Below are 18,907 nucleotides of genomic sequence, written 5' to 3'. Positions count from 1 at the left end.
TGATAAATTGTTAAAGAGCAGTGCAACGCGGCTTTCGCTCACCGTTGCGAGGTGGCGTATATTACGCTTTCCTCTTTCAGAGTCAACCCTGAATTTCAGGATTTTTATCTTCAACCGACCGGCTGTTTGTGTGAAGTGATTCACATCCGCCGTGTCGATGGAGGCGCATTATAGGGAGTTCTCTGCTGACCGCAATAGAAAAATTGCAGAAAAATGACTGTTTGCTGCATTCCCCAGCAAAACCCCTGGTTATACCCATTTACGCACAGACTTATCCACAAAATTCGCGTTCATTTCCTGGATCTTCTCACTCTGCAAACGATCTTTCAGGGATAAAAGCGGGGCCAGAATTTAAAAAGAAAAATTCGCGAGCGTTGCGCAAACGTTTTCGTTACAATGTCGCCGCAAAATGAGAATACCCCATAAGGGGCGTTAGCTGAGTTTTTCACGAAAAATTCAGCTAACGCTCTCTGTAATCGTCAAATCCAGGGGATTTACCATGCAACAACGTCGTCCAGTCCGCCGCGCTCTGCTCAGTGTTTCTGACAAGGCCGGTATCATCGAATTCGCCCAGGCACTTTCCGCACGCGGTGTGGAGCTGCTGTCTACGGGGGGCACTGCCCGCCTGTTAGCAGAAAAAGGCCTGCCGGTGACCGAAGTTTCCGATTACACCGGTTTCCCGGAAATGATGGATGGACGCGTAAAGACCCTGCATCCAAAAGTACACGGCGGCATCCTCGGTCGTCGCGGCCAAGACGATGCCATTATGGAACAGCACCACATCGCCCCTATCGATATGGTTGTCGTTAACCTGTATCCATTCGCCGAAACCGTGGCACGCGTTGACTGCTCGCTGGAAGATGCGGTAGAGAACATCGATATCGGCGGCCCAACGATGGTGCGCTCCGCCGCGAAGAACCATAAAGACGTGGCCATCGTGGTGAAGAGCAGCGACTACGACGCCATTATTAAAGAGATGGACGCTAACGAAGGTTCTTTGACCCTCGACACCCGTTTCGATCTCGCGATTAAAGCCTTCGAACACACCGCCGCCTACGACAGCATGATCGCTAACTACTTCGGCAGCATGGTTCCGGCCTACCACGGTGAAAGCAAAGAAGCCGCCGGTCGCTTCCCGCGTACGCTGAACCTGAACTTCATTAAGAAGCAGGATATGCGCTACGGCGAGAACAGTCACCAGCAGGCTGCCTTCTATATAGAAGAGAATGTCAAAGAAGCGTCCGTTGCCACCGCACAGCAGGTTCAGGGCAAAGCGCTTTCCTATAACAACATCGCCGATACCGATGCGGCGCTGGAGTGTGTGAAAGCGTTCAACGAGCCAGCCTGCGTAATCGTCAAGCACGCTAACCCATGCGGCGTGGCGGTAAGTACCTCTATTCTCGACGCTTACGACCGCGCATACAAAACCGACCCGACCTCCGCGTTCGGCGGCATCATCGCTTTCAACCGCGAGCTGGATGCTGAAACCGCGCAGGCCATCATCTCCCGTCAGTTCGTGGAAGTGATCATCGCCCCATCCGCAAGCGAAGAAGCGCTGAAAATTACCGCTGCCAAGCAGAACGTCCGTGTTCTGACCTGCGGCCAATGGGCAAGCCGCGTTCCGGGCCTGGATTTCAAACGCGTTAACGGCGGCCTGCTCGTTCAGGACAGGGATCTGGGTATGGTGAGCGAAGCTGAACTGCGCGTGGTTTCCAAACGCCAGCCGACCGAGCAGGAGCTGCGCGATGCGCTGTTCTGCTGGAAAGTGGCAAAGTTCGTGAAATCCAACGCCATTGTGTATGCCAAAGAGAACATGACTATCGGCATAGGCGCAGGCCAGATGAGCCGCGTGTACTCCGCCAAAATCGCTGGCATTAAAGCGGCTGACGAAGGTCTGGAAGTGAAAGGCTCCGCGATGGCCTCTGACGCCTTCTTCCCGTTCCGTGACGGTATTGATGCCGCTGCCGCCGTTGGCGTGAGCTGCGTTATCCAGCCTGGCGGTTCTATCCGTGATGATGAAGTCATTGCCGCTGCCGATGAACACGGCATTGCGATGATCTTCACCGACATGCGCCACTTCCGCCATTAATTCAGGGAGCAGACGATGAAAGTTTTAGTCATTGGTAACGGCGGGCGCGAACACGCGCTGGCCTGGAAAGCCGCACAGTCGCCGCTGGTTGATACCGTTTTTGTCGCACCGGGTAACGCCGGCACCGCGCTGGAACCTGCGTTGCAGAACGTGGCTATTGGGGTCACCGATATTCCGGCGCTGCTGAGCTTTGCTCAGAACGAGAAGATTGATCTGACCATCGTTGGTCCGGAAGCCCCGCTGGTAATTGGCGTAGTCGATGCCTTCCGCGCCGCTGGCCTGAAGATCTTCGGGCCAACCGAAGGCGCTGCACAGCTGGAGGGCTCCAAAGCGTTCACCAAAGATTTCCTCGCTCGTCACCAGATTCCGACAGCGGAATACCAGAATTTCACCGAGATTGAGCCTGCGCTGGCTTATCTGCGTGAGAAAGGCGCGCCGATCGTCATCAAAGCTGACGGTCTGGCTGCCGGTAAAGGCGTTATCGTGGCGATGACGCTTGAAGAAGCCGAAGCCGCCGTTCATGACATGCTGGCAGGCAACGCCTTTGGCGACGCGGGCCACCGTATCGTGATTGAAGAGTTCCTCGACGGCGAAGAAGCGAGCTTTATCGTGATGGTCGACGGCGAGCACGTGTTGCCGATGGCCACCAGCCAGGACCACAAACGCGTCGGCAACGGTGATACCGGCCCGAACACCGGCGGGATGGGCGCTTACTCACCGGCTCCGGTGGTAACGGATGAAGTGCATCAGCGCACCATGGAACGCATCATCTGGCCAACCGTGAAAGGCATGGCGGCGGAAGGGAATACCTATACCGGGTTCCTGTACGCGGGTCTGATGATCGACAAGCAGGGCAACCCGAAGGTTATCGAGTTCAACTGCCGCTTCGGCGATCCGGAAACCCAGCCGATCATGCTGCGCATGAAATCGGATCTGGTGGATCTTTGCCTGGCCGCCTGCGACGGCAAGCTGGATGAGAAAACCTCCGAGTGGGACGAACGAGCTTCATTAGGCGTGGTGATCGCCGCGGGCGGTTATCCGGGCAGCTACAGCACCGGCGACGAGATCCACGGCCTGCCGCTGGAAGAAGTGGCTGACGGTAAGGTCTTCCATGCTGGAACCAAACTCGCCGATGACGACCGCGTGTTGACCAGCGGCGGTCGCGTACTGTGCGCCACCGCGCTGGGTCACACCGTGGCTGAGGCGCAGAAACGCGCTTACGCCCTGATGACCGACATCCGCTGGGACGGCAGCTTCAGCCGTAACGACATTGGCTGGCGCGCCATCGAGCGTGAGCAAAGCTAACGGCTGAGTTTAGCCAGCAGCGTTTTGCGCGTAATGCCCAATTGACGGGCGGCTTCCGTTTTGTTGCCGCCCGTTTTTTCCAGCGCCGCCAGAATGATCTCTTTTTCCACATCGACCAACGGTTGGATTTCGGCGCTGTTTTCCGCTTTTATCGGCGTCGCGGCAATAGCGAGAGGCAATTCGCGTTCAGAAATGTATTCTCCCGTCAGCAACACCACCGCCCGCTCGATAGCGTTTTCCAGCTCACGGATATTGCCCGGCCAGTCGTAGTGGATCAGCAGATCCATCGCCTGCGGCGTAAACCCCTTCACTGCTTTTCGGTTACGTTCGGCAAAACGCCGCAGAAAATGGTCTGCCAGTAGCGGAATATCTTCCCGACGCTGGCGCAAAGAAGGCATTTCAATCGCCACCACATTCAGGCGGTAATAGAGATCCTGGCGAAAGCGACCGGCACTCACCTCTTCCGCCAGATCGCGGTGGGTAGCGGCAATTAACCGAACATCCACAGATATCGTCTGGTTACTTCCCACGCGTTGCACTTCGCGCTCCTGAATCGCCCGCAGCAAACGTACCTGCATTAACGGCGAGATATCGCCGATTTCATCAAGAAACAATGTCCCGCCGTCAGCTTCGACAAAGCGTCCCTCCCGACGTTTATCCGCGCCGGTAAACGCGCCTTTTTCGTGTCCGAACAGCTCAGACTCCAGCAGCGATTCATTAAGCGCGGCGCAGTTGAGCGTGACCAGCGGTTTATCGCTCCTGGCGCTACAGGCGTGTAGCGCCCGCGCCACCAGCTCTTTACCCGTGCCGGAGTCTCCGTGAATCAATACCGTGGCGTCTGATGGTGCGACCATCGCGATTTCATTCAGTAAATGTTGCATCGCCGGACTGCTGCCAATCATGCCAAACTGCGCAGCCGACGCCGATGGCAATTCAGCGCCCGTTTCCCGCGTATGCGCCAACGCCTTTTCCAGCGTCTCCTGCAGACGGTCAAAATCCAGCGGTTTAATTAAATAGTCGAGCGCGCCGGCTTTCAACGCCTCTACCGCCGTTTCCACGCTGGAGAATGCCGTCATAATCAAAATCGGAATGGCGGGGTTGAGCGCTTTAATCTCCTTCAGCGTGGCGATACCGTCCATCTCCGCCATACGCACATCGCACAGTACCAGATCAAAGACTTTCTCACGCACCTGAGCCAGCGCATCATGCCCACTGTAGGCCAGAGCGACGTTATAGCCCCAGCCCCGAAGCAGCGCCTGTAAAATCGTGCAGTGGCTTACATCATCATCCACAACCAGAATATCGATTTTTCCGCGTATCACCCTTGTTAATCCTGTTGTCTCGCTATCACTGGCAACCAGATAGTAAAGACCGCGCCTTTACCCTCAATACTTTTCACCTTAATCGCGCCGCCATGCTGTTCGATGATATTTTGCACCACCGCCAGCCCCAGGCCTGTCCCGTCAGCTTTGGTCGTAAAATAAGGTGTAAAAATCGCCTCCAGCTGATCCGGGGCGATCCCTTTCCCGCTATCGGTAACAGTGATGATAACGCGGTCGGTCCCACTTTCTTTTGCCTCTACGCTAATCGTTCCCTGGCGGCCAATCGCATGAATAGCGTTCAGGTACAAATTCAACAGCACCTGAGTCAGCCTGTCCGGGTCAGCCTGAATACGCTTAAGCGTCTCATTCGCCGTGAACCTCAACTGAATCTCTCTGCTTTGGGCATCCTGACTGACCAGATTCAGGGAGTGAGTAATAATATCATTGAGGTTAACCGTCTGGAGCGTCAGATGCGCGGTCTTTACCAGTTCGAGCAATTCGCTTACCACACGGTTCAAACGGTCGGCCTCTTTGGCCATCACCTGCGCCAGTTCATGCGACTCGCCGCCGGCTGGCGTGCGCTCGGCAAAGTATTTCGCCAGCCCTTTGATGGACGAGAGCGGGTTACGAATTTCGTGCGCGACGCCCGCCGCCAGATGCCCCATCGCCACCAGCTTTTCTTTACGCTTCATTGCATCAAGCAGTTCTCTGTGCGAGCGCTGATAACGCTGATGCCAAAAAAACGCCAGTAACGTTGCCAACAGCACCGTCGCTAACGCAGACAAAACAATCAGCGTATTACGCCACTCCCTTGCCTGTGTCGCGGCCAGCTCGCTGGCGTCAAAGGCAATAAAAATAGTTTGTTTCGCTGGTTCGTCGTCATTGGCGCTACGCGCCATGCCGTGCCCCCTCATACCGTGACCTCTCATACCGAAAAGCGGCTGGAACTGGCGGTAAATTTCCAGCGCAGGCACCGTCTCGCCGTTAGCAGCAACGTCGACACGCCGCCAACGCTCCTGCGGCCCGGGGTTTAGTTGATGCATTTCAGATGGGGAATAGAGCGATTTGCCCACCATGCCAGGGTTGCTATGAGTGATGATTACCCCCTGCGCATCCGTTACGGCGAACCACAACACGCCTGGCTGACCCGCCATCTCTTCCAGCAATGTCTGCTGCTGCGCGTGATGCATCCGCATTCCCATACCTACTCGCGTGCCGGACTCCAGAGCGCGAATGAGTACATTTCCCTTTTCCAGCAGCGTCTGCCTGGCGGCAGCGCTCTCACGGCCATAGTCGCGAATGACCATAATGGAAAATAGCCCCACCAGAATGAAGATCGCCGCAGGTAACAGCCGACTCAACCACGTTGCAGCGGCATCTTTATGTAATCGTATAAAACTCACAGGCTTCCCCGGCTCGTTTTTATTTTCCTTACTTAAGCAGAGATCATGCCATTCTTCGCTCCGCATAACCGCGCGTTGTCGCACACCCTTTCGGATACGGGTGGGTAAAAATGACTCGCCAGGCGGGTCATGCGAGTCATTTTTACTCGCTTTTTGCCGCCTGAAGCGGGTTAACTCGCTGCCCGACAAGGAATAGTTACCTGGCACGGAAGATGCAAGAGAGAGGATAAGATGAGCAACAGGAGAACGCAAAATGAAACGGAACAATAAATCAGCTATCGCGCTAATCGCCCTCTCTCTTTTGGCCCTGAGCTCCGGCGCCGCCTTCGCCGGACATCACTGGGGCAACAATGACGGTATGTGGCAACAGGGAGGTAGCCCGTTGACCACGGAACAGCAGGCGACGGCGCAGAAGATTTATGATGATTACTATACGCAGACCAGCGCGCTGCGCCAGCAACTGATATCCAAACGTTATGAATATAACGCGCTACTGACCGCCAGTTCGCCGGATACTGCGAAAATTAATGCGGTTGCCAAAGAGATGGAGTCATTAGGCCAGAAGTTAGATGAGCAACGCGTGAAACGGGATGTCGCGATGGCGCAGGCTGGCATACCACGCGGCGCAGGAATGGGCTATGGCGGTTGCGGCGGCTATGGCGGCGGTTATCATCGCGGCGGCGGTCATATGGGTATGGGAAACTGGTAAAGCATGTTTGCCGAATGGCGGCTTCGCCATTCGGTATTCCATCAAAAGGTTTTCGCTTGCGGCTGCCAGTGACAGAAATCTGAATTCGCCACCAGCAAAAGTTGCGATCCTTCCGGCGCCTCCAGCCATGCTACGCTCACCTCTACCGATGAGCGGTTCTGGCGGCGCTCAATGTGGCTTATTGCCCAGGAATCCAGATCCGGTTTCAGCGTTTCACCTTCACAGGTGGTTACCGTATGGTCGGCGTGCCAGCGTCCCTGGCGTAGTATGACCCGCCCCAGGCGCAAGGCGTCGCTGGTCTGACGGATTTGTTCGGCGCGATAGCGATACAAGGCAATCTGATCGTTGGAAAGCTGCTGCTTCTGCCCCCCGACTTCACGCTGCATAAAACTGAGTTCGCCATGAGCGTCGAAACGCGCGCGAATATGTTCTGGCGGTTTGCTGTAAATATTGAGTTCAATAAGCGAAAGCGTATCACCCTGCCAACGATATTCGCTGGTCGTCGTGCTGCCGCTATGCCACGGGCTAAAAACAGAAAGCAGATGGACTTCATCGTTCGTATCTTTACGCCAGATACGCACCGCGCCGTGATCGCCGGCAAAGCCGCTGGCAGTAAACGGAGGCGGTGAAGCGTTATGACTGCAGGCAGTCAGCAACAGCGCGCCAGAAAATAGAAACGCGCGACGCCAGACAGACAAAAGGGGCTGACGAGCCCCTTCGATAAAACTGTTCACAGTTACGTGTCTTACTTAACTGCGTCTTTCAGAGCTTTACCAGAAACAAACGCCGGTACGTTAGCGGCGGCGATTTTGATTTCTTTACCGGTCTGTGGGTTACGGCCAGTGCGCTCAGCACGGTGGTTCACTTTGAAGGTACCGAAACCAACCAGTTGTACAGCATCGCCTTCTTTCAGAGACTCAGTAATAGCAGCCAGAGTGGATTCCAGAGCAGCTTTAGCCTGGGTTTTGGACAGTTCTGCTTTGTCTGCAATTACATCAATCAGTTGAGTCTTGTTCATAAGTTATCCTTACAATGTGTTTATCGCTTGCTAAGCATCGAGTGCGACGGAAATGCCAGAAAAGCACTCTCCTGCATACACGCACCGATAGCCACTTTTTTTCGCCTCCCAAATGTAGACCAGACGGGGGGCATAAGGGAAGCCTTATGGCACGACAAATCAGACGTTAAATCACGTTTTCTGGTGTCATTGCTGAAAATTTATACCGATATTGCTCTCACCAGCCTCGCGCAGGTCTGCCCTGAGCCCTTTTATCAGTTCAATATCGCGTTCTTCGCAGTCGGCTAAAAGTCGGAATATTTCCCACTGAATATCCCATTCCTGTTCAACGGCAGGGTTCGTTTTGAGCTCCTCATCGGTCATTTCCCGACCAGCCTGAGTCATTTCCAACATCGCCACCGTAGTAATAGAAGTCTTACTAACCTCAATAGCGTGTTCCAGCGTTTCGCCGCTAAGACGAGAATGCATTAATTCGCTTAATGCGACGCAGGCGTCAATCGCCGGGTAAACGCCGTACAGGTCATAGTCGTCAGCTGCCGGAATTGCCTCTTCAAACTTCTCCAGTTGGCTATCGAAATTGACCTTTGCATCTTTCACCGTCAGGGTTTCCCAGATCAGATCCAGAATGCGACGGTAGATCTGTCCGTCGCCGAATTCCGTCTGCTTGCAAAACATGGCGTAGTTCGGGTACATGCGCTCGCACAAGCAGGCCATAAAGGTAACGTGCTGCCAGCTTTCCAGCCGCTCCAGACGCAAATGAATCGGGTTTTGTAACATGATGGAATCTCGAATCGGAAATTAGCGGCAGTTTACCTGAATCAGCGCTGAATTTCTTGCCAACGAACAAACGCCGGACGCCCGGAAGCGACGGCATCCGCCCAGCGTGTCGGCTCCGGCAGGCGATACCCTTTCATACAGCGCTGTACCCACGCCAGCGCGCTGTCAGTACTGACCCGGTGCCCTGTCGCGATAAACAGCGGATTACAGCGCGCCTTGCTGCGCCATACCCACGCCAGTTGCTCGCCTTTATCCATTAAGGGGCTAAGTGCGCCAGGTTCGGCGGAAAGTGGTTCAAATTTACCGCATAGCCGTTTTTTCGCTACGCCGATGGTCGGCACGTCCACCAACAGTCCAAAATGACTGGCGACGCCAAGCCGACGCGGATGCGAAATACCGTGACCGTCCACAAACAGCAAATCGGGCTTTTGTGAGAGCTGTTCCCACGCCGCCAGCAGCGCAGGATATTCACGAAAAGAGAGAAAGCCGGGGATATACGGCATGGTGGTGGCAATACGCGCCACCTTGTACTCTACCAGTTCAAGCGACGGATATTTCAGCAATACCATCGCCGCCCGCGTCACCTCGCCGCCCTGCTCAAAACCGACGTCCGCCCCGCCGATAAACGCTGGCGGATCTTTGTCCAACCGATCTTCGCGGCAAACCGATGAAGCAAGTTCTATCTGTTGAGCGCGTAGCGACGCGAGATCCATACTAACTCCTTAGCTGTGATACTGCGCAGAAAGTCGGTGCACTGCCTCCACAAATGCGCCAGCATGTTCTGGCGGCACATCCTGATGGATGCCATGTCCAAGGTTAAAGACGTGCCCTTCTCCCTGACCGAAACCAGCAAGTATAGTCGCTACTTCGTCTTCGATCCGTGCCGGCGGCGCATACAGCATCGAGGGGTCCATATTGCCCTGCAGCGCCACTTTATGGCCAACGCGACGGCGCGCACCGGCGATATCTGTCGTCCAGTCGAGACCCAGCGCGTCGCAGCCGGTTTCCGCCATCGCCTCCAGCCACTGACCGCCACCTTTAGTGAACAGCGTTACCGGCACGCGGCGACCGTCGTTTTCACGCAGCAGGCCATCGACGATTTTATGCATGTAGTAGAGGGAGAACTGCTGGTAATCGCGGCCAGTCAGCACGCCGCCCCAGGTATCGAAAATCATCACCGACTGCGCACCCGCTTTAATCTGCGCGTTGAGGTACAGCGTGACGCTTTTCGCCAACTTATCCAGCAGCAGATGCAACGCCTGCGGGTCAGCGTACATCATCTTTTTAATCACCGTGAAGGCTTTGCTACTGCCGCCTTCCACCATGTAAGTCGCCAGCGTCCACGGGCTGCCGGAGAAGCCGATCAGCGGAACCTCGCCTTTTAGTTCGCGGCGAATCGTACGCACTGCATTCATCACATAACCCAGTTCATCTTCCGGATCGGGAATGGGCAGCTTATCGACATCGGCTTTGCAGGTGACAGGAGCCGTAAAGCGCGGGCCTTCCCCGGCTTCAAAATAGAGCCCCAGGCCCATCGCGTCCGGAATCGTCAGGATATCCGAGAAAAGGATCGCCGCATCAAGCGGATAACGGCGCAGCGGCTGTAAAGTGACCTCGCAGGCCAGTTCGGCATTTTTGCACAGCGACATAAAATCGCCCGCCTGAGCGCGAGTGGCTTTGTACTCCGGTAGATAACGGCCCGCCTGGCGCATCATCCACACTGGCGTAACATCAACGGGCTGGCGCAGCAGCGCACGTAGATAACGATCGTTTTTGAGTTCGGTCATTTTTACATTCCTTTAGCGTTGATGCGCCCAGTGTAACATGTCAATCATATTCAGCCCGACACATTGCCACCGTATCTTCGATCAAACGGCGCGCGACGGTGCCCGGCGGCGGCAGTAGCGGCAGATCGTCATAACGGTACCAATTTGCTTCCAACAGCTCTTTCGGGTCGATGACGATATCGCCGCTGTCGTACTCCGCCATGAAAGCGGTCATCAGCGACTGCGGGAAAGGCCACGGCTGGGAAGTCACATAGCGCAGATTTTTCACCTTAATGCCGCTCTCCTCCATTACCTCTCGCGCGACCGCCTGTTCTAAGGTTTCGCCGACTTCAACAAACCCGGCCAGTACCGTATGCACGCCGTTGCGGTGGCGAACATGCCGGGCAAGTAGAATAGAATCCTCACGGCGAATGGCAACAATAATGCAGGGGGCGATTTGCGGGTAGTAACGCTCGCGGCAATGGCTGCACAGCATCGCCCATTCGGTTTTACTCGGGTACATAGGGTGCCCGCAATAGCCGCAAAATTTATGCGACCGATAAAACTCCGCCAACTGTACGCCACGTCCCGCCAGTTGGAATAGCCCTGCATCCTGATCGATAACCTGGCGAACCGATCCCATATCATGACGTCGATGCTGTAACACCAGCCAGACGGGCTCGCCTTGCCATTCACCTATCCGGAGTGCGCGCTGCCCCACAAGATCGAAATTTGCCGCCAGCCCGTGTGGTAATTCCCCATACGGCAACCATAATTTTTGTTCATGGCTGACGATCCACCAGCCACTCTCTAATTTTTCAATTATACGATCCATAGCTCTTGCACTACCTTTGCTTCACTGGCATGTTGTTAACATTATTTTTACATTCATGGCGAGCAGCCTTTATCTAACTTGCGGAGACAATCATGCTAAACCAGCTGGAAACCCTGACGGAGCGCGTTGGCGGAAGCAACAAACTGGTCGATCGCTGGCTGGATGTACGTAAGCACCTGCTCGTGGCTTACTACAATCTGGTTGGCATTAAGCCTGGCAAAGAATCGTACATGCGGCTGAATGAAAAAGCGCTGGATGATTTTTGTCAGAGCCTGGTCGATTACCTTTCCGCCGGGCACTTCAGTATTTATGAACGTATTCTCCATAAATTGGAAGGAAACGGTCAGCTTTTACATGCGGCAAAAATCTGGCCGCTGCTGGAAGATAATACGCAGCGCATTATGGATTATTACGACACCAGCCTGGAAACTGCCATCGATCACGATAATTGTCTCGAATTTCAACAAGCTCTGTCAGACATCGGCGAAGCGCTGGAAGCCCGCTTTGTGCTGGAAGACAAGCTGATTATGCTGGTGTTTGACGCGATGCACGACGGCGCCAGAGTCAAACGTCCCGCTTGAGTTCTGCGCGAGTAACGGGTAGTTTACTTCAGCCCCCTCTTCGGAGGGGCGGTTATCTTGTCGGAGTGCTAATTTTCCACAAAAGCGTTCGTGATGCGTCAAGGCGGCAAGTCGGTGAATCTCCAGGAGATTACATAGGTAAGTGACTGGAGTGAGCGGACGAAGCCAACGAAGAGGCAGCGCGAAGGATGAAGTGGAAAAGGCTGAGACCGTTAATTCGGGATCCGCGGAACCTGATCAGGTTAATACCTGCGAAGGGAACAAGAGTAATTCTGCTTTATGCTGCTGCCTTTACGGGCGGCGCACATCCATTACTCCATCCGTCGTCTGACAAGCCACGTCCTTAATTTTTTGGAATGAGCTATGTCTACAACAACGTTAACCCGCCGCGAGCAGCGCGCTAAAGCCCAGCATTTTATCGATACGCTGGAAGGGACTGCCTTTCCCAACTCGAAACGCATCTACGTGACCGGTTCGCAGCATGATATTCGCGTACCGATGCGTGAAATTCAACTTAGCCCGACGCTCATCGGCGGCAGTAAAGACAACCCGCAGTTTGAAGAGAACGAACCCGTGCCGGTGTACGACACCTCCGGTCCCTATGGCGATCCTGAGGTGGCGATTAACGTCCAGCAGGGTCTGGCGAAACTGCGCCAGCCGTGGATTGACGCACGTAACGATAGCGAAGAATTAGACGACCGTAGCTCGGCTTACACCAGAGAACGTCTGGCCGACGATGGCCTGAACGATCTGCGTTTTACCGGTCTGTTAACGCCAAAACGCGCCAAAGCCGGACACCGCGTGACGCAACTTCATTATGCCCGCCAGGGGATCGTCACTCCCGAAATGGAGTTCATCGCCATCCGTGAAAACATGGGCCGCGAGCGCATTCGCAGTGAAGTACTGCGCCACCAGCATCCCGGAGAAAGCTTCGGCGCGCGCCTGCCGGAAAACATTACGCCGGAATTCGTGCGTGATGAAGTGGCTGCGGGCCGCGCGATTATTCCCGCCAACATCAACCACCCGGAATCGGAGCCGATGATTATTGGCCGCAACTTCCTGGTCAAAGTGAATGCCAACATCGGCAACTCGGCGGTCACCTCCTCTATCGAAGAAGAGGTGGAAAAACTGGTGTGGGCGACGCGCTGGGGCGCGGATACGGTAATGGACCTTTCCACCGGGCGCTATATTCACGAAACCCGTGAGTGGATCCTGCGTAACAGTCCGGTACCGATCGGCACCGTCCCGATCTACCAGGCGCTGGAGAAGGTCAACGGGATCGCCGAAGATCTTACCTGGGAAGCGTTCCGCGACACGCTGCTGGAGCAGGCCGAACAGGGCGTCGACTACTTCACCATCCACGCGGGCGTGCTGCTGCGCTACGTGCCGATGACCGCCAAACGCCTGACCGGGATTGTCTCGCGCGGCGGTTCGATCATGGCGAAGTGGTGTCTCTCCCATCACAAAGAGAACTTCCTGTTCGAACATTTCCGCGAGATTTGCGAAATCTGCGCCGCCTACGACGTTTCCCTGTCGCTGGGCGACGGCCTGCGCCCCGGCTCCATTCAGGACGCCAACGACGAAGCGCAGTTCTCCGAGCTGCATACGCTGGGCGAATTGACCAAAATCGCCTGGGAATACGACGTGCAGGTGATGATTGAAGGCCCGGGTCATGTACCCATGCATATGATCCAGCGCAACATGACCGAAGAGCTGGAGAGCTGCCATGAAGCGCCGTTCTACACCTTAGGGCCGTTGACCACCGATATCGCGCCGGGCTATGACCACTTTACCTCCGGCATTGGCGCCGCGATGATCGGCTGGTTCGGCTGTGCGATGCTGTGTTACGTGACGCCGAAAGAACATCTCGGCCTGCCAAACAAAGAAGATGTGAAGCAGGGGCTGATCACCTACAAAATCGCCGCCCACGCTGCTGACTTAGCGAAAGGCCATCCGGGCGCGCAGATTCGCGATAACGCGATGTCGAAAGCGCGCTTTGAATTCCGTTGGGAAGATCAGTTTAACCTTGCGCTCGACCCGTTCACCGCCCGCGCTTATCACGATGAAACCCTGCCGCAGGAGTCCGGTAAGGTCGCTCACTTCTGTTCCATGTGCGGGCCGAAGTTCTGCTCGATGAAAATCAGCCAGGAAGTCCGCGATTACGCCGCCGCGCAAGCCATTGAAGTCGGCATGGCGGATATGTCGGAAAACTTCCGCGCCAAAGGTGGCGAAATTTATCTCAAGCGGGAGGAAGTCTGATGTATCAGCCTGATTTCCCGACCGTGCCGTTCCGCCTCGGGCTTTACCCGGTGGTGGACAGCGTTGCATGGATTGAACGCCTGCTGGAGGCGGGCGTGCGCACCATCCAGTTGCGTATCAAAGATAAGCGCGATGAAGAGGTAGAAGCGGATGTTATTGCCGCCATCGCGCTGGGGCGTCGTTATGACGCCCGGCTGTTTATCAACGATTACTGGCGTCTGGCAATTAAGCACCGCGCTTACGGCGTGCATCTGGGCCAGGAAGACCTTGAAACCACCGACCTGAAAGCGATTCAGGCGGCGGGCTTACGCCTGGGCGTATCGACCCACGATGATATGGAGATAGACGTGGCGCTGGCCGCTAAGCCTTCTTATATCGCGCTGGGTCATGTCTTCCCCACGCAAACCAAGCAGATGCCTTCCGCCCCGCAGGGGCTGGCGCAGCTGGCCAGTCATATTGAACGTCTGGCGGATTACCCGACCGTCGCGATCGGCGGCATCAGCCTTGAACGCGCTCCGGCGGTACTGGCGACCGGCGTCGGCAGTATTGCCGTGGTCAGCGCCATTACTCAGGCTGCCGACTGGCGCGCCGCTACCGCGCAGTTACTGGCAATCGCGGGAGTCGGCGATGAATGACCGTGACTTTATGCGCTACAGCCGGCAAATCCTGCTCGGCGATATCGCCATTGAAGGCCAGCAAAAGCTGCTCAATAGCCATGTATTGATTGTCGGCTTAGGCGGATTGGGTTCGCCTGCCGCGCTGTATCTGGCGGGAGCAGGCATCGGCACACTGACGCTGGCGGATGATGACGATGTTCACTTGAGCAATCTCCAGCGGCAAATTCTGTTCACCACCGATGATATCGCCCACCCGAAGGCGCAGGCGGCAAAGCTACGGCTGGCGCAGCTCAACCCCGGTAGCGAGCTGATCGTATTGCAACAACGTCTGACTGGCGATGTGCTTAAAAACGCGGTAGCACACGCCGACGTGGTGCTCGACTGTACCGATAACATGGCCACGCGCCAGGAAATTAACGCCGCCTGCGTGGCGCTCAACACTCCGTTAATTTCCGCCAGCGCCGTCGGCTTTGGCGGCCAGCTAATGGTCCTCACACCACCGTGGGAACAAGGCTGTTACCGCTGCCTGTGGCCGGACGATGTCGAGCCTGAACGCAACTGCCGTACCGCCGGTATCGTCGGACCGGTTGTTGGCGTGATGGGCACTTTGCAGGCGCTGGAGGCAATCAAATTACTCAGCGGGATGGAAACGCCGAGTGGCGAGCTACGCCTGTTTGACGGTAAAACCAGCCAGTGGCGCAGCCTGGCGCTGCGTCGTGCCAGCGGCTGTCAGGTCTGCGGAGGGCAACATGCAGATTCAGTTCAATGATGAACCGATGCAGTGCGCCGAAGGGCAAACCGTCAGCAGCCTGCTCGCTACGCTTAATCAGCTTCAACCGGGCGCGGCGCTGGCGCTCAATCAGCAGATCCTGCCGCGCGAGCAGTGGGAACAGCAAATCGTGCAGGAAGGCGACCAGATCCTGCTTTTTCAGATTATTGCAGGGGGTTGATATGCTACGTATTGCCGACAAAACGTTTGATTCACATCTGTTCACCGGCACCGGGAAGTTTGCCTCATCGCAACTGATGGTCAAGGCGATTCGCGCCTCCGGCAGCCAGTTGGTGACGCTGGCGATGAAGCGCGTGGATTTACGTCAGCACAACGACGCTATCCTGGCACCGCTGATTGAAGCGGGCGTCACGCTGCTGCCCAATACCTCCGGGGCGAAAACTGCCGAAGAGGCAATCTTCGCCGCCCAACTGGCGCGCGAAGCGCTGGGCACAAACTGGTTGAAATTAGAAATCCATCCGGATGCCCGCTGGCTATTGCCGGATCCGATCGAAACGCTAAAAGCCGCCGAGGCGCTGGTGAAGCAGGGCTTCGTGGTGCTGCCCTACTGCGGCGCGGATCCGGTGTTGTGCAAGCGGTTGGAAGAGGTTGGCTGCGCGGCGGTGATGCCGCTCGGCGCGCCCATCGGTTCGAATCAGGGGCTGGAAACCAAAGCCATGCTGGAAATTATTATCCAGCAGGCGACCGTGCCGGTGGTGGTCGACGCCGGGATCGGCGTGCCCAGCCATGCGGCGCAGGCGCTGGAAATGGGCGCTGATGCGGTGCTGGTTAACACCGCGATTGCCGTGGCGGACGATCCGGTGATGATGGCAACCGCCTTTCGTCTGGCTGTAGAAGCGGGAGTACTGGCGCGTCAGGCGGTGCCGGGTAATCGTAACACCTACGCCAGCGCCACCAGCCCGCTCACCGGATTTCTGGAGGCCCTGGCATGAAAACTTTCAGCGACCGTTGGCGGCAACTGGAGTGGGACGATATTCGCCTGCGCATCAACGGTAAAACTGCCGCCGACGTGGAGCGCGCGCTGAACGCCGCGCATCTTAGCCGGGACGATTTGATGGCGTTGCTCTCCCCCGCCGCCGCCGATTATCTGGAACCGATGGCGCAGCGGGCACAAAGGCTGACCCGACAACGCTTTGGCAACACCGTCAGTTTCTACGTGCCGCTTTATCTCTCAAACCTCTGTGCCAACGACTGCACCTACTGCGGCTTCTCAATGAGCAACCGCATCAAGCGTAAAACGCTGGATGAGGTGGATATTCAAAGGGAGTGCGATGCTATCCGTAAACTGGGCTTTGAGCATCTGTTGCTGGTGACTGGCGAACATCAGGCCAAAGTAGGAATGGACTATTTTCGCCGTCATTTACCGGCTATCCGCCGTCAATTTTCATCATTACAGATGGAAGTCCAGCCCTTGTCGCAAGAAAACTATGCGGAGCTCAAAACGCTGGGGATCGATGGCGTGATGGTTTATCAGGAAACTTACCATGAGGCAATCTATGCACAGCATCACCTGAAGGGAAAGAAACAGGACTTTTTCTGGCGGCTGGAAACGCCCGATCGGTTAGGCCGGGCAGGTATCGACAAAATCGGTCTTGGCGCGCTAATTGGTCTGTCGGACAACTGGCGGGTGGATTGCTATATGGTGGCGGAGCATCTGTTGTGGATGCAGAAACACTACTGGCAGAGTCGCTATTCTGTTTCCTTCCCGCGTCTGCGTCCGTGTACTGGCGGTGTGGAACCCGCATCTGTGATGGATGAAAAGCAACTGGTGCAAACGATTTGCGCTTTCCGGTTATTGGCGCCGGAAATTGAATTATCACTCTCCACCCGCGAATCGCCGTGGTTTCGAGACCATGTGATTCCTCTGGCAATCAACAACGTCAGCGCCTTCTCAAAAACGCAGCCCGGCGGCTACGCTGACGATCATCCGGAACTGGAGCAGTTTTCTCCCCACGATGCCCGTCGGCCTGAAACAGTAGCAAGCGCGTTAAGCGCGCAAGGATTGCAGCCCGTCTGGAAAGACTGGGACAGTTGGCTGGGGCGCGCTTCGCAAACGCGGTGAACCCGTATGTAAACGCATTAGTATTTCACGAACGAGTACGTAATGCGAAAAACGGGAGATTGTTATCGACCTCCCGTTTTTTTATGTCCGTTCTGAACAGCACTGCGATTTTAAAGTTGGCTGTAGTAGAGAAAACTGAGCATCAAATATTTTTTCGCCGAAACTTGATAGTTTATGCCAATATTTTATGTATTCAATAGCATGATTATTGCCATTTCCACTACTGCACATGCCTCGCCCATGAACTTTGCGTAAACTGACTGGTATTCATTATAATGTTATCATGCTTAAACTCAATAAAATCGCAAAAAGAATTATAATCTTCATTTAAAGAATAATTAAAATGTTTTCTAATTCCATTACATACACCATCGGAATAGGGATCAGCATCAAATTTAGTATGCATTATTTCCAATCCAGCAAGTAAAGCCGGATGGTTATTGCGATCAACAGCTATTATCCCGTTCTCCATAGAAGCACGGCCATCTATCCTTTCTACATGAACAGCGATTCCATCCGGAATATATATACCCCCCAGTTTTTCCGTGATAATCATATCAGCATCGAGATATATACACCCACTATTTGTTGATAAATCATAACACCCAACCTTATCCGCCTCCAAAAATAACTGACCAGCCTTTAACATAGCCATATTCCTGTAAAAATCAAACCATCCATAGCCTTTATCCAGTAAGTAAGATTTAATTAATGAATCATTACCCTCTTGAATATCACTCAATTCTTTTTTTAATAGCTGCAGTAAATGATAATCCCTTTTTTCTTCTGGCATGGACTCTTGCTTAGAAATATTTTCCATATAAATTTCTGATAATTTTTTATCGTACATGCTAAAGTCAATATCATTTCTATATATGACTTTTATGTTTTCATAGTCATACTCAAGTTTTGAAAAAGCATCCTTTTGTCCTGGAAAAAAATCACCATCTACAAAAATACCTATAAGACGTTCTTTTTCAATTGTTGCTGCTTTAATGATATTGTTAAGGTAGGGGTTTTTCTCTGTGTTAATTATAGGTATATCATTTTTCCCAAAGCGAGCAGGATTCCGCTCAAACCACTGGAAAAGAAGAGGGGTTTTCTCATCTAAAAAGCACAAGGGATAATCTTTTCCATTAAAACTTGTAAACTGAATGTCCCTGTCGGTAACAGTTTTAACCAATTCATTTTTTGAAAGCGCGGGAACATATCTATTTAATGGTGGGATCATAACAATTAAATGCTCCATGCTTACTTCATTACATATTTTACATGATGATTATTAGCACATGTTTTTTAGCGTTGCAATCGCTGTCAGCTAAAAGATGCTAAATTAAGCATTAACCGGTGGATACATAAATACCCTACTAGTGA

At 54.4% G+C, this 18,907-nt stretch carries 19 protein-coding genes and 1 riboswitch; of the genes, 10 read left to right on the top strand and 9 right to left on the bottom strand.

Going from position 1 to position 18,907, the window contains the following annotated elements:
- Nucleotides 1-499: 499 nt before the first annotated feature.
- Both purH and purD read left to right on the top strand, forming a co-directional pair.
- Nucleotides 500-2,089, top strand: coding sequence for a bifunctional phosphoribosylaminoimidazolecarboxamide formyltransferase/IMP cyclohydrolase (purH, locus tag ACLJZ5_RS21465; RefSeq protein ID WP_024798455.1), 1,590 nt, complete (start codon nt 500-502; stop codon nt 2,087-2,089).
- Between the two features lie 15 nt (nt 2,090-2,104).
- On the top strand, nt 2,105-3,394 hold the full coding sequence (gene purD / locus ACLJZ5_RS21460) for a phosphoribosylamine--glycine ligase (protein ID WP_023194135.1): 1,290 nt from the start codon (nt 2,105-2,107) through the stop codon (nt 3,392-3,394).
- Here purD and zraR read toward each other — a convergent pair.
- Together zraR and zraS are read right to left on the bottom strand one after the other, a co-directional pair.
- Complete coding sequence (gene zraR / locus ACLJZ5_RS21455) at nt 3,391-4,716, bottom strand: sigma-54-dependent response regulator transcription factor ZraR (protein ID WP_023219293.1); 1,326 nt, start codon at nt 4,714-4,716, stop codon at nt 3,391-3,393. The two genes, purD and zraR, sit on opposite strands and share 4 nt — an antisense overlap.
- A gap of 5 nt (nt 4,717-4,721) precedes the next feature.
- On the bottom strand, nt 4,722-6,119 hold the full coding sequence (gene zraS, locus ACLJZ5_RS21450) for a two-component system sensor histidine kinase ZraS (protein ID WP_024798454.1): 1,398 nt from the start codon (nt 6,117-6,119) through the stop codon (nt 4,722-4,724).
- A gap of 253 nt (nt 6,120-6,372) precedes the next feature.
- Between zraS and zraP the strand changes: the two genes are divergently transcribed.
- On the top strand, nt 6,373-6,828 hold the full coding sequence (gene zraP / locus ACLJZ5_RS21445; protein WP_000828129.1) for a zinc resistance sensor/chaperone ZraP: 456 nt from the start codon (nt 6,373-6,375) through the stop codon (nt 6,826-6,828).
- A gap of 41 nt (nt 6,829-6,869) precedes the next feature.
- Here the strand turns inward: zraP and ACLJZ5_RS21440 are convergent, their stop codons facing one another.
- The 6 genes from ACLJZ5_RS21440 to nudC form a co-directional block, all read right to left on the bottom strand.
- Nucleotides 6,870-7,562 (bottom strand): DUF1481 domain-containing protein, encoded by a 693-nt coding sequence (locus ACLJZ5_RS21440; protein WP_001083932.1) that lies wholly within the window; start codon nt 7,560-7,562, stop codon nt 6,870-6,872.
- A gap of 11 nt (nt 7,563-7,573) precedes the next feature.
- On the bottom strand, nt 7,574-7,846 hold the full coding sequence (gene hupA, locus ACLJZ5_RS21435) for a nucleoid-associated protein HU-alpha (protein WP_001044509.1): 273 nt from the start codon (nt 7,844-7,846) through the stop codon (nt 7,574-7,576).
- 186 nt (nt 7,847-8,032) lie between these two features.
- Nucleotides 8,033-8,623 (bottom strand): YjaG family protein, encoded by a 591-nt coding sequence (locus tag ACLJZ5_RS21430; RefSeq protein WP_000940092.1) that lies wholly within the window; start codon nt 8,621-8,623, stop codon nt 8,033-8,035.
- Nucleotides 8,624-8,664: 41 nt separating this feature from the next.
- On the bottom strand, nt 8,665-9,336 hold the full coding sequence (gene nfi / locus ACLJZ5_RS21425) for a deoxyribonuclease V (RefSeq protein ID WP_000362359.1): 672 nt from the start codon (nt 9,334-9,336) through the stop codon (nt 8,665-8,667).
- Between the two features lie 9 nt (nt 9,337-9,345).
- Nucleotides 9,346-10,410: a uroporphyrinogen decarboxylase gene (gene hemE / locus ACLJZ5_RS21420; protein WP_024798267.1), complete on the bottom strand. Its 1,065-nt coding sequence runs from the start codon at nt 10,408-10,410 to the stop codon at nt 9,346-9,348.
- Nucleotides 10,411-10,450: 40 nt separating this feature from the next.
- Entirely contained in the window at nt 10,451-11,224 is a 774-nt protein-coding gene (gene nudC, locus ACLJZ5_RS21415; protein WP_024798268.1) for an NAD(+) diphosphatase, read from the bottom strand.
- Between the two features lie 92 nt (nt 11,225-11,316).
- Here nudC and ACLJZ5_RS21410 point away from each other — a divergent pair, with 92 nt between their 5' ends.
- The 7 genes from ACLJZ5_RS21410 (at nt 11,317) to thiH (ending at nt 17,533) form a co-directional block, all read left to right on the top strand.
- On the top strand, nt 11,317-11,805 hold the full coding sequence (locus tag ACLJZ5_RS21410) for an Rsd/AlgQ family anti-sigma factor (protein WP_000934322.1): 489 nt from the start codon (nt 11,317-11,319) through the stop codon (nt 11,803-11,805).
- Between the two features lie 51 nt (nt 11,806-11,856).
- A riboswitch (TPP riboswitch) is annotated at nt 11,857-12,082 on the top strand.
- An 86-nt stretch (nt 12,083-12,168) separates the two neighbouring features.
- Nucleotides 12,169-14,064 (top strand): phosphomethylpyrimidine synthase ThiC, encoded by a 1,896-nt coding sequence (gene thiC / locus ACLJZ5_RS21405; RefSeq protein WP_024798269.1) that lies wholly within the window; start codon nt 12,169-12,171, stop codon nt 14,062-14,064.
- On the top strand, nt 14,064-14,699 hold the full coding sequence (gene thiE / locus ACLJZ5_RS21400; RefSeq protein WP_024798270.1) for a thiamine phosphate synthase: 636 nt from the start codon (nt 14,064-14,066) through the stop codon (nt 14,697-14,699). The genes thiC and thiE overlap by 1 nt, the downstream gene beginning before the upstream one ends.
- Nucleotides 14,692-15,450, top strand: a complete 759-nt coding sequence (locus tag ACLJZ5_RS21395; RefSeq protein WP_024798271.1) for a HesA/MoeB/ThiF family protein — start codon at nt 14,692-14,694, stop codon at nt 15,448-15,450. Before thiE ends, ACLJZ5_RS21395 begins: the two co-directional genes overlap by 8 nt.
- The gene (gene thiS, locus ACLJZ5_RS21390) at nt 15,431-15,631 is read left to right on the top strand and encodes a sulfur carrier protein ThiS (protein ID WP_024798272.1); all 201 of its coding nucleotides are present in this window, start codon (nt 15,431-15,433) and stop codon (nt 15,629-15,631) included. Before ACLJZ5_RS21395 ends, thiS begins: the two co-directional genes overlap by 20 nt.
- Before the next feature lies 1 nt (nt 15,632).
- A complete protein-coding gene (gene thiG, locus ACLJZ5_RS21385) occupies nt 15,633-16,403 on the top strand; it encodes a thiazole synthase (RefSeq protein ID WP_024798273.1) in 771 nt (256 codons plus the stop codon).
- Complete coding sequence (gene thiH, locus ACLJZ5_RS21380; RefSeq protein WP_023226535.1) at nt 16,400-17,533, top strand: 2-iminoacetate synthase ThiH; 1,134 nt, start codon at nt 16,400-16,402, stop codon at nt 17,531-17,533. The genes thiG and thiH overlap by 4 nt, the downstream gene beginning before the upstream one ends.
- A 220-nt stretch (nt 17,534-17,753) precedes the next feature.
- On the opposite strand, the gene ACLJZ5_RS21375 is transcribed toward thiH, so the two are convergent.
- Nucleotides 17,754-18,782 (bottom strand): type III secretion system effector arginine glycosyltransferase SseK1, encoded by a 1,029-nt coding sequence (locus tag ACLJZ5_RS21375; protein ID WP_000400592.1) that lies wholly within the window; start codon nt 18,780-18,782, stop codon nt 17,754-17,756.
- Nucleotides 18,783-18,907: the final 125 nt, after the last annotated feature.

The sequence above is a fragment of the Salmonella sp. 5800 genome (genome assembly GCF_046558195.1).
GTDB lineage: Bacteria > Pseudomonadota > Gammaproteobacteria > Enterobacterales > Enterobacteriaceae > Salmonella > Salmonella enterica.
Note: the sequence above shows the minus strand (reverse complement) of the source record. Positions and strands in the feature narration are given on the sequence as shown.

Excerpts from the sequence above, each read along its gene's own strand:
- purH (WP_024798455.1), top strand. The coding sequence starts at position 500 with ATGCAACAACGTCGTCCAGTCCGCCGCGCTCTGCTCAGTGTTTCTGAC.
- purD (WP_023194135.1), top strand. The coding sequence starts at position 2,105 with ATGAAAGTTTTAGTCATTGGTAACGGCGGGCGCGAACACGCGCTGGCC.
- zraP (WP_000828129.1), top strand. The coding sequence starts at position 6,373 with ATGAAACGGAACAATAAATCAGCTATCGCGCTAATCGCCCTCTCTCTT.
- hupA (WP_001044509.1), bottom strand. The coding sequence starts at position 7,846 with ATGAACAAGACTCAACTGATTGATGTAATTGCAGACAAAGCAGAACTG.
- ACLJZ5_RS21430 (WP_000940092.1), bottom strand. The coding sequence starts at position 8,623 with ATGTTACAAAACCCGATTCATTTGCGTCTGGAGCGGCTGGAAAGCTGG.
- nfi (WP_000362359.1), bottom strand. The coding sequence starts at position 9,336 with ATGGATCTCGCGTCGCTACGCGCTCAACAGATAGAACTTGCTTCATCG.
- hemE (WP_024798267.1), bottom strand. The coding sequence starts at position 10,410 with ATGACCGAACTCAAAAACGATCGTTATCTACGTGCGCTGCTGCGCCAG.
- nudC (WP_024798268.1), bottom strand. The coding sequence starts at position 11,224 with ATGGATCGTATAATTGAAAAATTAGAGAGTGGCTGGTGGATCGTCAGC.
- ACLJZ5_RS21410 (WP_000934322.1), top strand. The coding sequence starts at position 11,317 with ATGCTAAACCAGCTGGAAACCCTGACGGAGCGCGTTGGCGGAAGCAAC.
- thiC (WP_024798269.1), top strand. The coding sequence starts at position 12,169 with ATGTCTACAACAACGTTAACCCGCCGCGAGCAGCGCGCTAAAGCCCAG.
- thiE (WP_024798270.1), top strand. The coding sequence starts at position 14,064 with ATGTATCAGCCTGATTTCCCGACCGTGCCGTTCCGCCTCGGGCTTTAC.
- ACLJZ5_RS21395 (WP_024798271.1), top strand. The coding sequence starts at position 14,692 with ATGAATGACCGTGACTTTATGCGCTACAGCCGGCAAATCCTGCTCGGC.
- thiS (WP_024798272.1), top strand. The coding sequence starts at position 15,431 with ATGCAGATTCAGTTCAATGATGAACCGATGCAGTGCGCCGAAGGGCAA.
- thiG (WP_024798273.1), top strand. The coding sequence starts at position 15,633 with ATGCTACGTATTGCCGACAAAACGTTTGATTCACATCTGTTCACCGGC.
- thiH (WP_023226535.1), top strand. The coding sequence starts at position 16,400 with ATGAAAACTTTCAGCGACCGTTGGCGGCAACTGGAGTGGGACGATATT.
- ACLJZ5_RS21375 (WP_000400592.1), bottom strand. The coding sequence starts at position 18,782 with ATGGAGCATTTAATTGTTATGATCCCACCATTAAATAGATATGTTCCC.